This is a genomic window from Bacillus sp. 103mf, from assembly GCF_900116295.1.
Lineage (GTDB): Bacteria > Bacillota > Bacilli > Bacillales > Bacillaceae_G > Bacillus_A > Bacillus_A bruguierae.
This window is the reverse complement of record NZ_FPAF01000001.1, coordinates 383,138-399,012: the sequence shown is the minus strand read 5'-3', so window position 1 is coordinate 399,012 and position 15,875 is coordinate 383,138. Positions and strand designations below refer to the sequence as shown.

Here is a 15,875-nt window from a genome sequence, read left to right as displayed (position 1 = left end):
GAATAATTGGAAGGATTATTACAGAAAAAGGTGAATTCAAGCGTGAAACTCATTCATTTAACTCATCCACACGAACAAAATAAAATAGAATTACCACCTACTGTAATGGCATTAGGATTTTTTGATGGCATTCATTTAGGGCATCAACGTGTGATTCGAACAGCAAAAAAAGTAGCAGATGAAAGAGGATATAAAAGTGCTGTCATAACGTTTCATCCACACCCATCTGTTGTGTTAGGGAAAAAAGAAGCGCATGTGGAGTATATTACACCGTTATCTATTAAAGAAAAAGTAATTGCAGATTTAGGGATTGATATGTTATATGTGGTGAAATTCGATGAATCATTTGCTGGATTATTGCCACAACAGTTTGTAGATGAATATATTATTGGGCTAAATGTAAAGCATGTAGTAGCAGGTTTTGACTATTCATATGGACGTTTAGGAAAAGGGACGATGGAGACTTTACCATTTCATGCAAGAGGGGAGTTTACCCAGACTGTGATTGAAAAAGTTGAATTTCAAGAAGAAAAAGTAAGTTCCACGGCATTACGAAAACTGATTCGAAATGGGGAAATGGAACAAATTCCATCTATTTTAGGTAGAGCTTATACAGTAGAAGGAACGGTTGTGCACGGAGATAAACGTGGACGTCAAATTGGCTTTCCAACAGCTAATGTAGCTTTGAGCGATGAATACCTTCTACCACCTGTTGGTGTATATGCGGCAAGATTAAAAGTTCATGATGAGTGGCATGATGGCGTATGTAACATTGGCTATAAACCAACATTTAAAGAAGATGAACGTAAATTGTCTATTGAAGTGCATCTATTCCATTTCAATGAGGATATATATAATCAGGTTGTTACTGTTGAGTGGCATATGCGTATTCGAGAAGAGAAAAAATTTAATGGTATTGATGAGTTAGTTACCCAAATTGCAAAAGATAAAAAAACAGCACAAGAATATTTTAGTATGGGAAAGAATATACTTGCTTTTTCTAATGAAAAGTAGTATTCTATCTTATGTACTTTACAATAACCATTGCTTGGCATTACGACTCACCGACGTTTGCTAGGTAATTGGGGATTTATTACTTAGGAGGTGAAATAGGATGGCTTTAACACAAGAGCGTAAAAATGAAATCATTGCACAATTTAGAACTCATGAGACTGATACTGGTTCTCCAGAAGTTCAAGTTGCTGTCCTAACGGAGCAAATTAACACTCTAAATGAGCACTTACGTACTCACAAGAAAGATCATCATTCACGTCGCGGTCTTTTAAAGATGGTTGGTAAACGTCGTAACTTACTTACTTACCTTCGTAACACAGACATCACTCGCTACCGTGAACTAATCACAAAGCTTGGATTACGTCGATAGTCAAAAAAGCGGGAATATTCCCGCTTTTTTGTTAGGTAAAAATATATCTTCTACTCTTGATAGCTTACTGTATTTTCGGTAATACTAGAGGAAGAATATTGTGATATATTATCCATTTACATAGAAGAATTGAATATTTTAAATTGAGAGGGGTACTTAAATGAGTCAGGAAAAGCAAGTCTTCTCGATAGATTTGGCTGGTCGTCAGCTAACGATTGAAACAGGTCAGCTTGCAAAACAAGCAAACGGAGCAGTATTAGTAAGGTATGGCGACACAGCAGTTCTATCTACAGCAACTGCATCAAAAGAGGCAAAAAATGTAGATTTCTTCCCACTAACAGTAAACTATGAAGAACGTTTATATGCAGTAGGGAAAATTCCAGGCGGCTTTATTAAACGTGAAGGTCGTCCAAGTGAGAAAGCGATTTTAGCGAGCCGTTTAATCGATCGTCCAATTCGTCCTCTTTTTGCTGATGGTTTCCGTAATGAAGTACAAGTTGTCAGCATTGTAATGAGTGTAGATCAAGATTGTTCTTCAGAAATGGCAGCTATGCTTGGTTCTTCATTAGCATTATCGATTTCAGATATTCCATTTGAAGGCCCGATTGCTGGTGCGACAGTTGGTCGTATTGACGGTGAATTTATTATGAATCCAACAGTTGAACAACAAGAGAAGAGTGATATTCACCTTGTTGTTGCTGGAACAAAAGATGCGATTAACATGGTAGAAGCTGGTGCAGATCAAGTGCCTGAAGAAACGATGTTAGAAGCGATTATGTTTGGCCATGAAGAAATTAAACGTTTGATTGCATTCCAAGAAGAAATTGTACAAGCAGTTGGAAAAGAAAAAACGGAAGTTCAGTTATATGAAGTGAACGCTGAGCTTGATCAAGTTGTACGTGAAATGGCAGAGCAAGATATGCATTCAGCAATTCAAGTGCACGAAAAACATGCGCGTGAAGATGCAATTAATGCAGTGAAAAAGCGTGTTATCCAGCATTATGAGGCGCAAGAAGCTGATGCTGAAACATTAGGACAAGTAAATGAGATTTTATATAAAATTGTAAAAGAAGAAGTACGTCGTCTTATTACAGTTGAAAAAATCCGCCCAGATGGTCGTAAAGGTGATGAAATTCGTCCTCTAGCATCAGAAGTAGGGATTTTATCTCGTACGCATGGTTCTGGTTTGTTTACACGTGGACAAACACAGGCATTAAGTATTTGTACATTAGGAGCATTAGGCGATGTGCAAATTTTAGATGGTCTTGGTGTAGAAGAGTCCAAACGCTTCATGCATCATTATAATTTCCCATCCTTTAGTGTTGGTGAAACAAGACCAATGCGTGGACCAGGTCGTCGTGAAATTGGGCACGGTGCGTTAGGTGAACGTGCTCTTGAACCTGTTATTCCATCTGAAAAAGATTTCCCATATACAGTTCGTCTTGTATCAGAAGTATTAGAATCAAATGGTTCTACTTCTCAAGCAAGTATTTGCGGTAGCACTTTAGCGATGATGGATGCAGGTGTTCCGCTTAAAGCTCCAGTTGCTGGTATTGCAATGGGACTTGTGAAGTCTGGTGAGCACTACACAATTTTAACGGATATCCAAGGTATGGAAGATCACTTAGGTGATATGGACTTTAAAGTAGCTGGTACAGCTCAAGGTGTAACGGCACTTCAAATGGATATTAAAATTGAAGGGTTATCACGTGAAATTTTAGAAGAAGCATTGCAACAAGCAAAAGTTGGACGTATGCACATTTTAGATCATATGTTATCTGTTATTGCTGAGCCACGTACGGAGTTATCTCAATATGCTCCTAAGATTGTGACAATGACAATTAATCCGGACAAAATCCGTGATGTTATTGGACCAAGTGGAAAGCAAATTAACAAGATTATTGAAGAAACAGGCGTGAAAATTGATATTGAACAAGATGGTACAGTCTTTATTTCATCTATTGATCAAGAGATGAACGAAAAAGCGAAGAAAATTATCGAAGATATCGTTCGTGAAGTGCAAGTAGGTGAAATTTATTTAGGGAAAGTAAAACGAATTGAAAAATTTGGTGCTTTCGTTGAATTATTCAGTGGTAAAGACGGTCTTGTTCATATTTCTGAATTAGCACTTGAACGTGTAGGGAAAGTAGAAGATGTTGTGAAAATCGGTGATGAGATTTCAGTAAAAGTTATCGAAATCGATAAACAAGGTCGTGTAAACTTATCTCGAAAAGTATTGCTTAAAGAAGAGCAGGAAAAAGAAGCTGCAAAGCAAGAGCAAGAAAAAGAAGCTGCAAAGCAAGAACAAGAATAAGCAAAAGAAAAGCTAAGGGATTCCCTTAGCTTTTTTATTATGTAAAAAACCTTGGGATATATCTCAAGGTTTTTTGTATATAACAGAGTATAGTTTTAATGAGAACGTTTAAATTAACAATGATAAGAAAAGAAACTTTTGATTACTTTGTTTTAACGAAGAGTACATCAAAAGAATAGAAGGGAAATCGGACTAACTATTAGTCGGTGGATGGAAGATCCCTGACTGATGGAAGTTTCATTTTACTGGAGGGTGCTTTATGAAAATTCGCATCATTTTACTTATAGTTATATTATGGTTCTCCCCTATGCATATTTCGTATATATCATATGCAAAAGACCGTTTGTATGAAGAGATTGAAGAAAGAGCAAAAGTGTATGCGATTCCGCCGCAAAATGCATGTATTGATAGAGTGTGGAAAGCGACGCCAGGATACAATGGGAAGGAAGTAGATGTAAGGGCTTCCTATGGTAACATGAAGAGGTATGGCAGTTTTGATGAGAAGCAATTGGTATACCGAGAAGTATCGCCAAAAGTACGTTTAACAGACTTACCACCTACACCTATTTATAGAGGGAATCCAAGTAAAAAAATGGTTGCTCTTACCATTAATGTTGCTTGGGGGAATGAATATCTTTCACGGATGTTAGAAATACTGCAAAAGCATAATGTTAAAGCAACTTTTTTTCTAGAGGGAAGATGGGTAAAAGAGAATTTACGTTTTGCAAAAATGATTGCAGATGCTGACCAGGAAGTGGGAAATCATTCATATACGCATCCTGACATGAGAACCTTGTCAGTTCATGCAATTCATGAACAATTACAAAAAACGAATCAAGTCATTGAAGCAGCTACAAATCAAAAAGTGCGTTGGTTTGCACCTCCAAGTGGTAGTTTTCGTGACGATGTTGTTCATACTGCTGCAAAAATGCACATGGGGACAATTATGTGGACAGTGGATACAATTGATTGGAAGCATCCAGAACCGCACGTATTGCTACAGAGAGTGTTAAGTAAAGTACATCCCGGTGCCATTATTTTAATGCATCCAACTTCTTCTTCAGCGGAATCGCTTGATACATTGATTTCAAAGCTAAAAGAGAAAGGGTATACCGTAGGAAACGTATCTGCTTTAGTAGACGAAAAGCGTATTGATTAAACACATTTGCATGACATTCGCCCTTAAACTTGTTATGATTATATAATAGAATCTTTTTACAGAGAATTTGTCAATAGGAGGAAGGCTTTTGATCAAAAAATATACATGTAAAAATGGAGTAAGAATCGTAATGGAGCATATTCCAACAGTACGTTCTGTTGCAATTGGAGTATGGATTCATGCGGGATCACGAAATGAAAATGAAACGAATAATGGGGTTTCTCATTTTTTAGAACACATGTTTTTTAAGGGGACGAAAACACGTAGTGCTAGAGAAATTGCAGAGTCCTTCGATAGCATTGGCGGGCAAGTTAATGCGTTTACATCAAAGGAATATACGTGTTATTATGCAAAAGTGTTAGATGAACATGCAAAATACGCACTTGATATTTTGACGGACATGTTCTTTAATTCAACGTTTGTTGAAGAAGAATTGAAAAAAGAAAAAAATGTTGTGTTTGAAGAAATTAAAATGTATGAAGATACGCCAGATGATATTGTCCATGATATGTTAACGAAAGCCACGTATGAGACGCACCCGCTGGCATATCCTATTTTAGGAACAGAGCAAACGCTTGAAACGTTTACAGGCGATATGCTTCGTGAGTATATGAAAGATCATTATACGCCAGAAAATGTCGTTGTTTCTATTGCTGGTAACATTGATGAATCCTTTGTTCAAATCGTCGAACAATATTTTGGGAATTATGAAGGAACGACAAATCGCGAACAAGTACATAACCCTAGTTTTCATCCAAATAAAGTAGCACGCAAAAAAGAAACAGAGCAAGCCCATTTATGTTTAGGATTTAAAGGATTACAGATGGGCGATGAAAGTATCTATAATCTAATTGTATTGAATAATATTCTAGGCGGTAGTATGAGTAGTCGTTTGTTCCAAGAAGTGCGTGAGCAGCGCGGGTTAGCGTATTCTGTATTTTCTTATCATTCTTCTTATGAAGATACAGGTATGTTAACAATTTACGGGGGAACGGGCAGTCAGCAACTCGATATGTTGTACGAAACAATTCAACAAACACTTGATACATTAAAAGATACAGGTATCACAGAAAAAGAATTACTTAACAGTAAAGAGCAACTAAAAGGCAATCTTATGTTAAGTTTAGAAAGTACAAATAGTCGGATGAGCCGTAATGGTAAAAATGAATTACTTCTAAAAAAACACCGTTCTTTAGATGAAATTATTGAAAGTGTAAACAATGTTACAAAAACAGATGTAGATACATTAATTCGTAACATGTTCACAGATGAGTTTTCTGCAGCGCTGATTAGTCCAAATGGAGAACTTCCAAAAGGGATAAGTCAAAAATAAACAAGTAAAAAACACCGTTTCTTATTAAGGAGAAACGGTGTTTTAATTTGTCCCGCTACTTTAGGGTAGTAAGACTCCCACCTCAAGATCCTGAGCAAGCCGCTTCCGCTTTTCTAAAGAAGATAGGTGGGAGATAACTGCTGGTATGCGCCCGATTGGGCAGGCTTTCCATCAGTGGGGGATGAAGAAAAACCCCCACTGATGGAAGTTTCACTTTATATTTGTATATCTATTCATTTAATTGTTTCAGCATAAAAGTTGCTGCTATGCAGAATACAATATGATCTGCGCTTGCTTTCTCTTTTTGTTGTAAACCTTGCATGTGGTAGGATGACCGTTTCTATGCACGGCCAGATGCTCTCTTAAAAAGAAAAGAGGTTCTTATATCATTTTTTTACTTATATATGGGTATTTTTTTTGAAGTTTAGAATAGGTACTTAATATAAAGAAATCTTTTAATTAGAGTGTTATGTAAGGAGAGGATGGAATGCGATTAAGTGAGCTAAGTGGGAAAGAAATTGTTGATTTACAGCGTGCGGAAAGAATGGGAGTACTAGGGCATGCTGACCTAGAGATTGATGAAAAAGATGGAAAGATTCAAGCACTCATTATTCCAGTTGGAAAATGGGGAGGGTTTAAACGAGGACAACAAGAAGTGCGTGTGGAGTGGAGTAGAATTAAAAAAGTGGGGCAAGATATGATTATTTTTGACCTTGCTAATTATTCAGATTCTAATTAAAAGATGACCCTTACGGTCATCTTTTTTATTGTGGGAATCCATAGATGTAAATCACCCTTACTTTGTTGTTTTCAATCACCTTATACTCGTACATTACATATGATGTGGAGGAAAACGAAAAAGTAGGCACTTTTCTTATAATGAGAGAAAAAGAAGGTGAAGAAAAGAATGTTGACTGATATTCATATTGCTGTCATAGGGGGAGATGCAAGGCAGCTTGAAGTCATTCGTAAGCTAGTTGAGCTTGATGCAAGACTCTCATTAGTAGGCTTTGACCAACTTGATCATGGATTTACAGGATCAGCAAAGGAGAGTATGCAAAATCTCGATTTTACTTCTTTAGACGCCATCATTTTGCCGGTATCTGGAGCAGATGCAAACGGACAGATTGATACAATTTTTTCTAATGCAAAAATTAGGATTACAAAAGAACAAATCGAAAACACGCCAGCACATTTTACGATATATTCAGGTATTAGTAACACTTACTTAGATACAATTGCTTCTTCAACGAATCGAAAACTTGTCAAATTGTTTGATCGTGATGATGTAGCGATTTATAATTCAATTCCAACTGTTGAAGGGACCATTATGATGGTTATTCAACATACCGATTATACAATTCATGGATCTACAGTAATGGTGTTAGGTTTTGGGCGAACTGGAATGAGTGTAGCAAGAGCGTTTCAGTCACTAGGAGCGAAAGTGAAAGTAGGTGCTCGTCGTTCTGAGCATATCGCTCGTATTACAGAGATGACATTTACACCATTTCAAATGCGAGATATAGAGCAAGAAGTACAAGATGTTGACATTGTCATTAATACAATTCCGCACCTTGTTGTAACGGCAAGTGCAATTTCAAAAATGCCTGCCCATACATTAATTATTGATTTAGCCTCTAAACCGGGAGGGACAGACTTCCGTTATGCAGAAAAGCGAGGGATTAAAGCTTTGTTAGCCCCTGGACTTCCAGGAATTGTTGCGCCAAAAACAGCCGGACAGATTCTCGCAAATGTCCTTTCTAATTTATTAATGGCAGATGTAGATGCAAGAAAGGAGAATAAAAAATGAGTGTAAAAGGTAAACGAATTGGCTTTGGACTAACAGGCTCACATTGTACGTATGCAGAAGTCATGCCACATTTAGAAAAACTTGTTGCAGATGGAGCGGAAGTACTACCTGTCGTATCGTATACATTACAAACGACAAACACAAGATTTGGTGAAGGTGCAGAATGGGTTGAGAAAATAGAAGCCATTACAGGTCATAAAGTAATTGATTCTATTGTAAAGGCAGAACCGCTTGGTCCGAAAATTCCATTAGATTGTATGGTTATAGCACCATTAACAGGAAATACGATGAGTAAATTCGCGAATGCAATGACAGATTCACCTGTATTAATGGCTGCCAAAGCTACACTAAGAAATGGTAAACCTGTTGTATTAGCAGTTTCAACGAATGACGCTCTTGGGTTAAATGGTGTGAACCTAATGCGCCTTATGGCAACAAAGAATATTTATTTTGTGCCGTTTGGGCAAGATTCACCGTATAATAAACCGAACTCTATGGTGGCGCGTATGGAATTACTGCAAGATACAATTGTAGAATCGATGGAAGGAAAACAACTGCAACCTGTAGTTGTAGAAAAATTCAAGTATATGAATTAATAAGCGAAAAACAGACAATTTTTTTCATGAAACCATCATTCTTATCGCAGAATATGATAAAATTAATTCTATTAAGAATGAGAAGGAGTATTTGTTACTCCTTTTTATTCTAAGTATAGAAGGATTGGTACCTAGAAAGGGGCATAGTGATGGAAAAGAAAAAATCTTTTCATGTCGCTGTAGTTGGAGCAACCGGCGCAGTTGGTGAACAAATGTTAAATACTTTAGAGAAACGTAATTTTCCAATTGGGAAGCTAACGTTACTTTCATCTAAACGTTCTGCAGGTAAAACGCTTTTATTTAAAGGAGAAGAAGTAACAGTACAAGAGGCTACTCCTGAAAGTTTTGAAGGAGTGGATATTGCACTCTTCAGTGCAGGTGGGTCTGTATCAAAACAATTAGCACCAGAAGCTGCAAAGCGCGGTGCAATCGTTGTCGATAATACTAGTGCGTTCCGCATGACAGAAAATGTCCCGCTTGTTGTACCAGAAGTAAACGAAAAAGATTTATTAGAGCATAATGGAATTATTGCAAATCCAAACTGTTCTACAATTCAAATGGTAGTTGCTCTTGAACCAGTTCGTCAACACTTTGGTTTAAAACGAGTAATCGTTTCCACATATCAAGCTGTATCAGGAGCAGGAGCCGCTGCAATTGAAGAGCTTCACGAACAATCACAAGCCATTTTAAACGGTGAAGAAGTAAAAGCGAATGTTTTACCAGTAAAAGGTGATGAAAAACATTATCAAATTGCCTTCAATGCGATTCCGCAAATTGATAAGTTTGAAGATAATGGCTTTACGTTTGAAGAAATGAAAATGATTAATGAAACAAAGAAAATTATGCATATGCCAGATCTTGAAGTAGCTGCTACATGCGTACGTTTGCCAGTTGTATCTGGTCACTCTGAATCTGTTTACATTGAAGTGGAAAAAGAAGGTGTAACAGTAGAAGATGTGCGTAATCTGTTAGCGAATGCAGAAGGAATTGTACTGCAAGACAACCCAGCAGAACAAGTATACCCAATGCCAGCAACTGCAGTGGGTAAAAACGAAGTATTTGTTGGTCGTATTCGTAAAGATTTAAACAATGATAAAGGATTCCATCTTTGGGTCGTATCGGATAACTTATTAAAAGGTGCTGCATGGAACTCTGTTCAAATTGCAGAACGATTAGTGAAATTACAATTAGTGTAAACGGCTAAAAGAAGGTGCGAAAATGAAAATTATTGTCCAAAAATTTGGTGGTACATCTGTACGTGATGAAAATGGTCGAGAACATGCTCTTCATCACATCAAAAAATCATTAAAAGAAGGCTATAAAATTGTAGTTGTTGTATCTGCAATGGGACGCAAAGGTGAGCCTTATGCGACGGATACATTATTAAGCCTTGTAAATGAAAAACAGTCGTTCATTTCAAAACGTGAACAAGATTTATTGTTGTCTTGTGGTGAGTTAATTTCAGCAATTGTGTTTTCAAATATGTTAAATGAAAATGAAATTAAAGCAGCAGCATTCAATGGTGCACAAGCTGGTTTTATCACAAATGATGATTTTACAAACGCTAAGATTATTGAAATGAATTGTGAACGTATATTAAAAGAGTTAGAAGAAGTAGATGTAATCGTTGTAACAGGTTTCCAAGGCCAAACGACAGAAGGCGATACGACAACACTTGGACGCGGGGGTAGTGATACATCAGCATCAGCGTTAGGTGTTGCACTTCATGCTGAGTATATTGATATTTTTACAGATGTAGAAGGTGTGATGACTGCCGACCCACGTATTGTAAAAGATGCGCGTCATCTTGAAAATGTAACATATAATGAAATCTGTAATATGGCATATCAAGGTGCGAAAGTTGTTCATCCGCGTGCAATTGAAATTGCGATGCATGCAAAAGTTCCATTACGTGTGCGTTCGACATACTCTGATAGCGAAGGAACTTTAATTGCAGCGTATGATGGCGCACGCGACGTACAAGAACGTCCGGTAACTGGTATTGCTCATTCTTCAAGTGTCACGCAAATTAAAGTGTTGGCTAAGGACGGAGCATACGACCTACAAACAGAAGTGTTCAAAGAAATGGCAAATGAAAAGATTAGCGTAGATTTGATCAATATTTCTCCTACAGGTGTAGCATACACAGTTAGTGATGATGTTGCAGATCGAGCTGTTGAAGTACTTCATAAGCTTGGATATGATCCAATTGTAACCGAGCACTGTGCAAAAGTATCTATTGTTGGAGCTGGTATCGCAGGTGTTCCAGGTGTGACTGCGAAAATTGTGACAGCATTAGCTGAAAAGGGTGTTCAAATATTACAGTCTGCAGATAGCCATACGACAATATGGGTACTTGTGAAAGAAGAAGAACTGATAGATGCCGTAAATGCGCTTCATTGTGCATTTGAACTTTCAAAAGAAAAGTAACTGGAATGATAAGGAGTGAGACCATGAGAGATTTTGGGACAATTGCAACTGCGATGGTCACACCGTTTGATAAAAATGGAAACATCGATTTTGCAAAGACAACAAAATTGGTAAACTATTTGATTGATAATGGTACAACAGCAATCGTTGTAGGAGGAACAACAGGTGAATCTCCTACGTTAACATCTGAAGAAAAGGTAGCGCTATATCGTCATGTTGTATCTGTTGTCGATAAAAGGGTGCCGGTAATCGCTGGAACTGGTAGCAATAATACACATGCTTCTGTCGAGCTTACGAAAAAAGCGGAAGAAGTAGGCGTAGATGCTATTATGTTAGTTGCACCGTATTATAATAAACCAAGCCAGGAAGGTATGTATCAGCACTTTAAAACAATTGCTGAAAGTACAAAACTGCCGATTATGTTATATAACGTTCCGGGGCGATCTATCGTACAAATTTCTGTTGATACAGTTGTTCGTTTATCACAAATTCCAAACATTGTTGCAATCAAGGATGCAGGCGGCGATGTATTAACAATGACAGAAATCATCGAAAAAACAGATGATAATTTTGCCGTATACAGTGGTGATGATGGATTAACATTGCCAGCGATGGCAATTGGAGCAAAAGGTATTGTATCTGTTGCTTCTCATATTATTGGTAACGAAATGCAAGACATGATTGCGGCATTTCAAACTGGTGATATGAAAACAGCGCAAACACTTCATCAATTGTTAGTAAGAGTGACGAATGCATTATTTATGGCGCCGAGTCCAACTCCTGTTAAAACTGCACTGCAAATCGTAGGATTAGATGTTGGATCTGTTCGTCTCCCTCTTCTGCCATTAACAGAAGTAGAAAGAACGAGATTACTTGAAGTTATACAATCTATTCCTCGCTAATACGAAAGTGGCTTAGTGATATGTGCTAAGCCGCTTTTTTGTGTTTAGTAATACTCCCACCTCAAAATTCGATAAAGCATTGTCCAGCTTCGCCTCCTAGCCCCTCATGTCTAAATAGTCGTCTCCGCTTTTCTTTATGATCTAGCTCCAGCGGCTAGAACAGTCGGTGGCTTCGCGTCTTCCGCCGAGGCAAAAAGCGCCTCTATGTCAGAAGCTCCACCCCCCTCTTGTTCTGAGCGAGCCGCTTCCGCTTTTCTTTATGATCCAGCTCCAGCGGCTAGAACAGTCGGTGGCTTCGCGTCTTCCGCCGAGGCAAAAAGCGCCTCTATGTCAGAAGCTCCATCCCCCTCTTGTTCTGAGCGAGCCGCTTCCGCTTTTCTTTATAAGTTGCTGCTATGCAGAATACAACATGACCTGTACTCCTTGCTCCTTTTGTTTTAAACCTCGCATGTGGCAGGAAATGGACCTGACCGCTTTTATGCACGGCCAGATGCTCTCGTCCCCCCTAAAAGGAAAGGGGGTTTTATGTCGTTTTTTCACTTGTATATATAGGTGATGAATAAAGAAAATTCCTACTGCTAGATGTTTCACTTTGCTTCTTGCATGTAGTAGTGAAATAAATCCAGTTTATCATCTTATACATATTCTTCTCTTTTCTTTCTTATAATTTAACTTGTGTTCTATTTCTTATATCAGTTATAATATGGCTAAGTAGCTTAGTACGGGTATGCTTAGCAAAAATGGAAAAACTTTACGGATTATCGGATTTTGTATGAAATTACATAAAACATATGATTTATATAATGAAAGAGAGGTGGAACCTGGTTTAAAAACAAAAAACGTGATAAGACCTTCGTTTTAGATGTTGAAAAATGATGGTGGAGTTTCCCCTGGTTTCTCTACAATGTTAGTGGGATCAGTTTTTACAATAGTTTTAAACCAGGAAACAACATGAAGAAGAAAGAGATAGATACTGTAAAAGTATTCGCTCTCGGTGGAGTGGGCGAAATTGGAAAGAATATGTACTGCGTAGAAATTGATTCTGAAATTTTTATTGTGGATGCAGGACTTATGTTTCCGGAAGAAGAGATGTTTGGAATAGATATTGTTATTCCTGATATCACATATTTAGTGGAAAATAAAGAGCGCGTAAAAGGGTTATTTTTAACACATGGTCATGAAGATCATATTGGTGGTATCGTTTATGTGTTAAGAAAATTAGATATTCCAGTTTATGGAACGAAACTAACAAACGGTCTTGTGAAAGAAAAATTAGGAGAAGCAGGTATGTTAGGTCGCGTTGATTTAAGAACGATTGATTCTAATGCTACTGTAGAATTCGATACAACAACTGTTTCTTTCTTTAAAACAACACACAGTATTCCTGATGCCGTGGGTGTTTGCTTCCATACTTCACAAGGTGCAATTGTATATACTGGTGATTTTAAATTTGATCAAACTCCTATTGGGAATAATGGTTCGGATATTGGAAAAATGGCGCAAATTGGGAATGAAGGTGTGCTTTGCTTACTATCTGATAGTACAAATGCAGAGCGCCCTGGCTATACAGGATCTGAGAGAGAAGTCGGTTTGGAAATATCTAAAGTATTTTATAATTCAGAAGGCCGTATTATTGTGGCCTCATTTGCTTCTAATGTACATCGTATTCAACAAGTTTTTGATGCAGCGTATGAAACTGGGCGTAAGGTAGCGGTAGTTGGACGAAGTATGGTAAAGGTTGTTGATATCGCGTATAATCTAGGGTATTTAAATATTCCAGATGGTATGTTAATTTCATTGCAGGATGTTGATAATTATCCTGAGAAAAAGGTGACAATATTAACGACTGGTAGCCAAGGGGAGCCAATGGCTGCTCTTTCTAGAATGGCAAGACAAGCTCATAAACAAATTTCAATTCGTAAAGGTGATACAGTCATTATTGCTGCATCTCCAATTCCAGGGAATGAAACATCTGTTTCAAGAACAATTGATTTACTATTTAGAGCAGGTGCGGATGTAGTATATTATGGAGAAAAGAAAGTACACGTTTCCGGACATGGTAGTCAAGAAGAATTAAAGTTAATGTTGAATTTAATGAAACCAAAGTACTTCTTGCCTGTACATGGTGAATTTCGTATGCAAAAGGCGCATGCCCGTTTAGCTCAAGATGTTGGTATTCACTCGGATCGTATTTTTATCACGGAGAAAGGTGAGGTAATCTCCTTTACAGATGGTGAAGCGAAACCAGCAGGTAAAGTTCCTGCTGGAAATGTATTGATTGATGGGTTAGGCGTTGGTGATGTTGGGAATATCGTGTTACGTGATCGAAAGATGTTATCACAAGACGGTATTTTAGTCGTTGTTGTGACGCTTGGAAAAGAAGAGAAAAAAATTATTTCTGGACCAGAAATAATTTCACGAGGCTTTGTTTATGTTCGTGAATCTGAAGCGTTAATTGAAAAATCAACTGATATTGTGCGTACAATTGTAGAACAATCTATTAAAGAATATTCTATTGAATGGTCTACGTTAAAACAAAATATTCGTGAGTTACTTGGACAATTTTTATTTGAAAAAACGAAGCGAAAACCGATGATTTTACCAATTATTATGGAAGTATAAGAAGTGGCTACCTATTTATAGGTAGCTTTTTCTTTTATCCCGCTATTCGCAGGCAGTAAGACCTCCATCTTAAGATTAAGATCCAGCTCCAGTGGCTAGAATGTTCGGTGGCTTCGCTTCTTCCTACGAGGTAAAAAACACCTCTATGTCAGAAGCTCCATCCCCCTCACATTCTGAGCGAGCCACTTCTGCTTTTCTAAAGAAGATAGGTAGGGGATAACTGCTGGCATGTGCCAGGTTGGACGGGTTAACCATCAGTGGGGGATGAAAAAAACACTGATGGAAGTTTCACTTTATCCTCTTTCGAATGAAATTTATAACTTAACAAATAATAGTTGTATACGTGAGAAAGGGGTTACGATATGGTAGAGCGTGATGAAATGAAAAATGAAGAAAAAGAGACCGAGACAAAAGAAGAAGTGAAAGAAGCTTCTGTACTAGAGAAAATTCAGCAACTTGGACAAACGAATGTCCCGCAATTAAATGAATCACGTATTCATTGTTTAACAATTGTAGGGCAAATTGAAGGGCATGTGCAATTGCCGCCGCAAAACAAAACAACCAAATATGAGCATGTTATTCCGCAAATTGTCGCAATTGAACAAAATCCTAAAATTGAAGGGTTGTTAATTTTGTTAAATACAGTTGGAGGGGATGTAGAAGCTGGGCTTGCAATTTCTGAAATGATTGCTTCGCTTTCGAAACCAACTGTATCGATTGTTCTTGGTGGAGGACATTCCATAGGTGTGCCGATTGCGGTATCAACAGATTATTCATTCATTGCAGAAACAGCAACAATGACAATTCACCCTATTCGTCTTACAGGTCTTGTAATAGGTGTTCCACAAACATTTGAGTATTTAGATAAGATGCAAGAGCGTGTTATTCGTTTTGTAACAAAGCATTCAAAAGTAACAGAAGATCGTTTTAAGGAGTTAATGTTTGCAAAAGGGAATTTAACACGAGATATTGGTACAAATGTTGTAGGCATGGATGCGGTGAAATATGGTTTAATTGATGATGTTGGAGGGATTGGCCAAGCGATTAAAAAATTAAATGAATTAATTGATACAAAAACATCAACTGAACAAGGCGGGGCGTTGTTGCAATGATTTTGTATACGATTATGCCAGAACAACTTGTGTATCCGATAGATCATACAGAATTTGCGAAGCAGAAAATGATACATGTAGATGGTATTGATATGGTTGTAGAAATGGGAAATGAAAATAATTATTCTGTTGTACGTGTATTAAGTACAAACCCTCAACATTTTTTACAGTATGAACCTGGGCAGAAAATATCCTTTTCGTAAAAGCAGGATT

At 37.5% G+C, this 15,875-nt stretch carries 14 protein-coding genes; all 14 read left to right on the top strand.

Annotation, left to right across the window (positions count from 1 at the left end; translation table 11 throughout):
* Positions 1-42: 42 nt before the first annotated feature.
* The 14 genes from ribF (at position 43) to BM350_RS01860 (ending at position 15,865) form a co-directional block, all read left to right on the top strand.
* Positions 43-1,014 carry a bifunctional riboflavin kinase/FAD synthetase gene (gene ribF, locus BM350_RS01930; protein WP_090912789.1) on the top strand — a complete coding sequence of 324 codons (972 nt, stop codon included), beginning with the start codon at positions 43-45 and terminating at the stop codon, positions 1,012-1,014.
* Between the two features lie 100 nt (positions 1,015-1,114).
* Entirely contained in the window at positions 1,115-1,384 is a 270-nt protein-coding gene (gene rpsO, locus BM350_RS01925) for a 30S ribosomal protein S15 (protein WP_090912790.1), read from the top strand.
* 160 nt (positions 1,385-1,544) lie between these two features.
* Complete coding sequence (gene pnp / locus BM350_RS01920; protein WP_090912792.1) at positions 1,545-3,698, top strand: polyribonucleotide nucleotidyltransferase; 2,154 nt, start codon at positions 1,545-1,547, stop codon at positions 3,696-3,698.
* A gap of 259 nt (positions 3,699-3,957) precedes the next feature.
* Positions 3,958-4,857: a polysaccharide deacetylase family protein gene (locus tag BM350_RS01915; protein WP_090912794.1), complete on the top strand. Its 900-nt coding sequence runs from the start codon at positions 3,958-3,960 to the stop codon at positions 4,855-4,857.
* A gap of 88 nt (positions 4,858-4,945) precedes the next feature.
* Complete coding sequence (locus BM350_RS01910) at positions 4,946-6,190, top strand: M16 family metallopeptidase (protein ID WP_090912796.1); 1,245 nt, start codon at positions 4,946-4,948, stop codon at positions 6,188-6,190.
* A 487-nt stretch (positions 6,191-6,677) separates the two neighbouring features.
* The gene (locus tag BM350_RS01905; protein WP_090912798.1) at positions 6,678-6,929 is read left to right on the top strand and encodes a YlmC/YmxH family sporulation protein; all 252 of its coding nucleotides are present in this window, start codon (positions 6,678-6,680) and stop codon (positions 6,927-6,929) included.
* 168 nt (positions 6,930-7,097) lie between these two features.
* Complete coding sequence (dpaA, locus tag BM350_RS01900; RefSeq protein ID WP_090912801.1) at positions 7,098-8,000, top strand: dipicolinic acid synthetase subunit A; 903 nt, start codon at positions 7,098-7,100, stop codon at positions 7,998-8,000.
* Positions 7,997-8,596: a dipicolinate synthase subunit B gene (locus BM350_RS01895; RefSeq protein WP_090912803.1), complete on the top strand. Its 600-nt coding sequence runs from the start codon at positions 7,997-7,999 to the stop codon at positions 8,594-8,596. Before dpaA ends, BM350_RS01895 begins: the two co-directional genes overlap by 4 nt.
* 149 nt (positions 8,597-8,745) lie before the next feature.
* Positions 8,746-9,792, top strand: coding sequence for an aspartate-semialdehyde dehydrogenase (asd, locus tag BM350_RS01890; RefSeq protein ID WP_090912805.1), 1,047 nt, complete (start codon positions 8,746-8,748; stop codon positions 9,790-9,792).
* Positions 9,793-9,814: 22 nt separating this feature from the next.
* Positions 9,815-11,026 (top strand): aspartate kinase, encoded by a 1,212-nt coding sequence (gene dapG / locus BM350_RS01885; protein WP_090912807.1) that lies wholly within the window; start codon positions 9,815-9,817, stop codon positions 11,024-11,026.
* Between the two features lie 23 nt (positions 11,027-11,049).
* Positions 11,050-11,928, top strand: coding sequence for a 4-hydroxy-tetrahydrodipicolinate synthase (gene dapA / locus BM350_RS01880; RefSeq protein WP_090912809.1), 879 nt, complete (start codon positions 11,050-11,052; stop codon positions 11,926-11,928).
* Between the two features lie 951 nt (positions 11,929-12,879).
* A complete protein-coding gene (locus BM350_RS01870) occupies positions 12,880-14,550 on the top strand; it encodes a ribonuclease J (RefSeq protein WP_090912811.1) in 1,671 nt (556 codons plus the stop codon).
* Between the two features lie 362 nt (positions 14,551-14,912).
* Positions 14,913-15,662, top strand: coding sequence for a ClpP family protease (locus tag BM350_RS01865; protein ID WP_090912813.1), 750 nt, complete (start codon positions 14,913-14,915; stop codon positions 15,660-15,662).
* Positions 15,659-15,865, top strand: a complete 207-nt coding sequence (locus BM350_RS01860) for a YlzJ-like family protein (protein ID WP_090912815.1) — start codon at positions 15,659-15,661, stop codon at positions 15,863-15,865. Before BM350_RS01865 ends, BM350_RS01860 begins: the two co-directional genes overlap by 4 nt.
* The last annotated feature ends 10 nt before the right edge of the window (positions 15,866-15,875 follow it).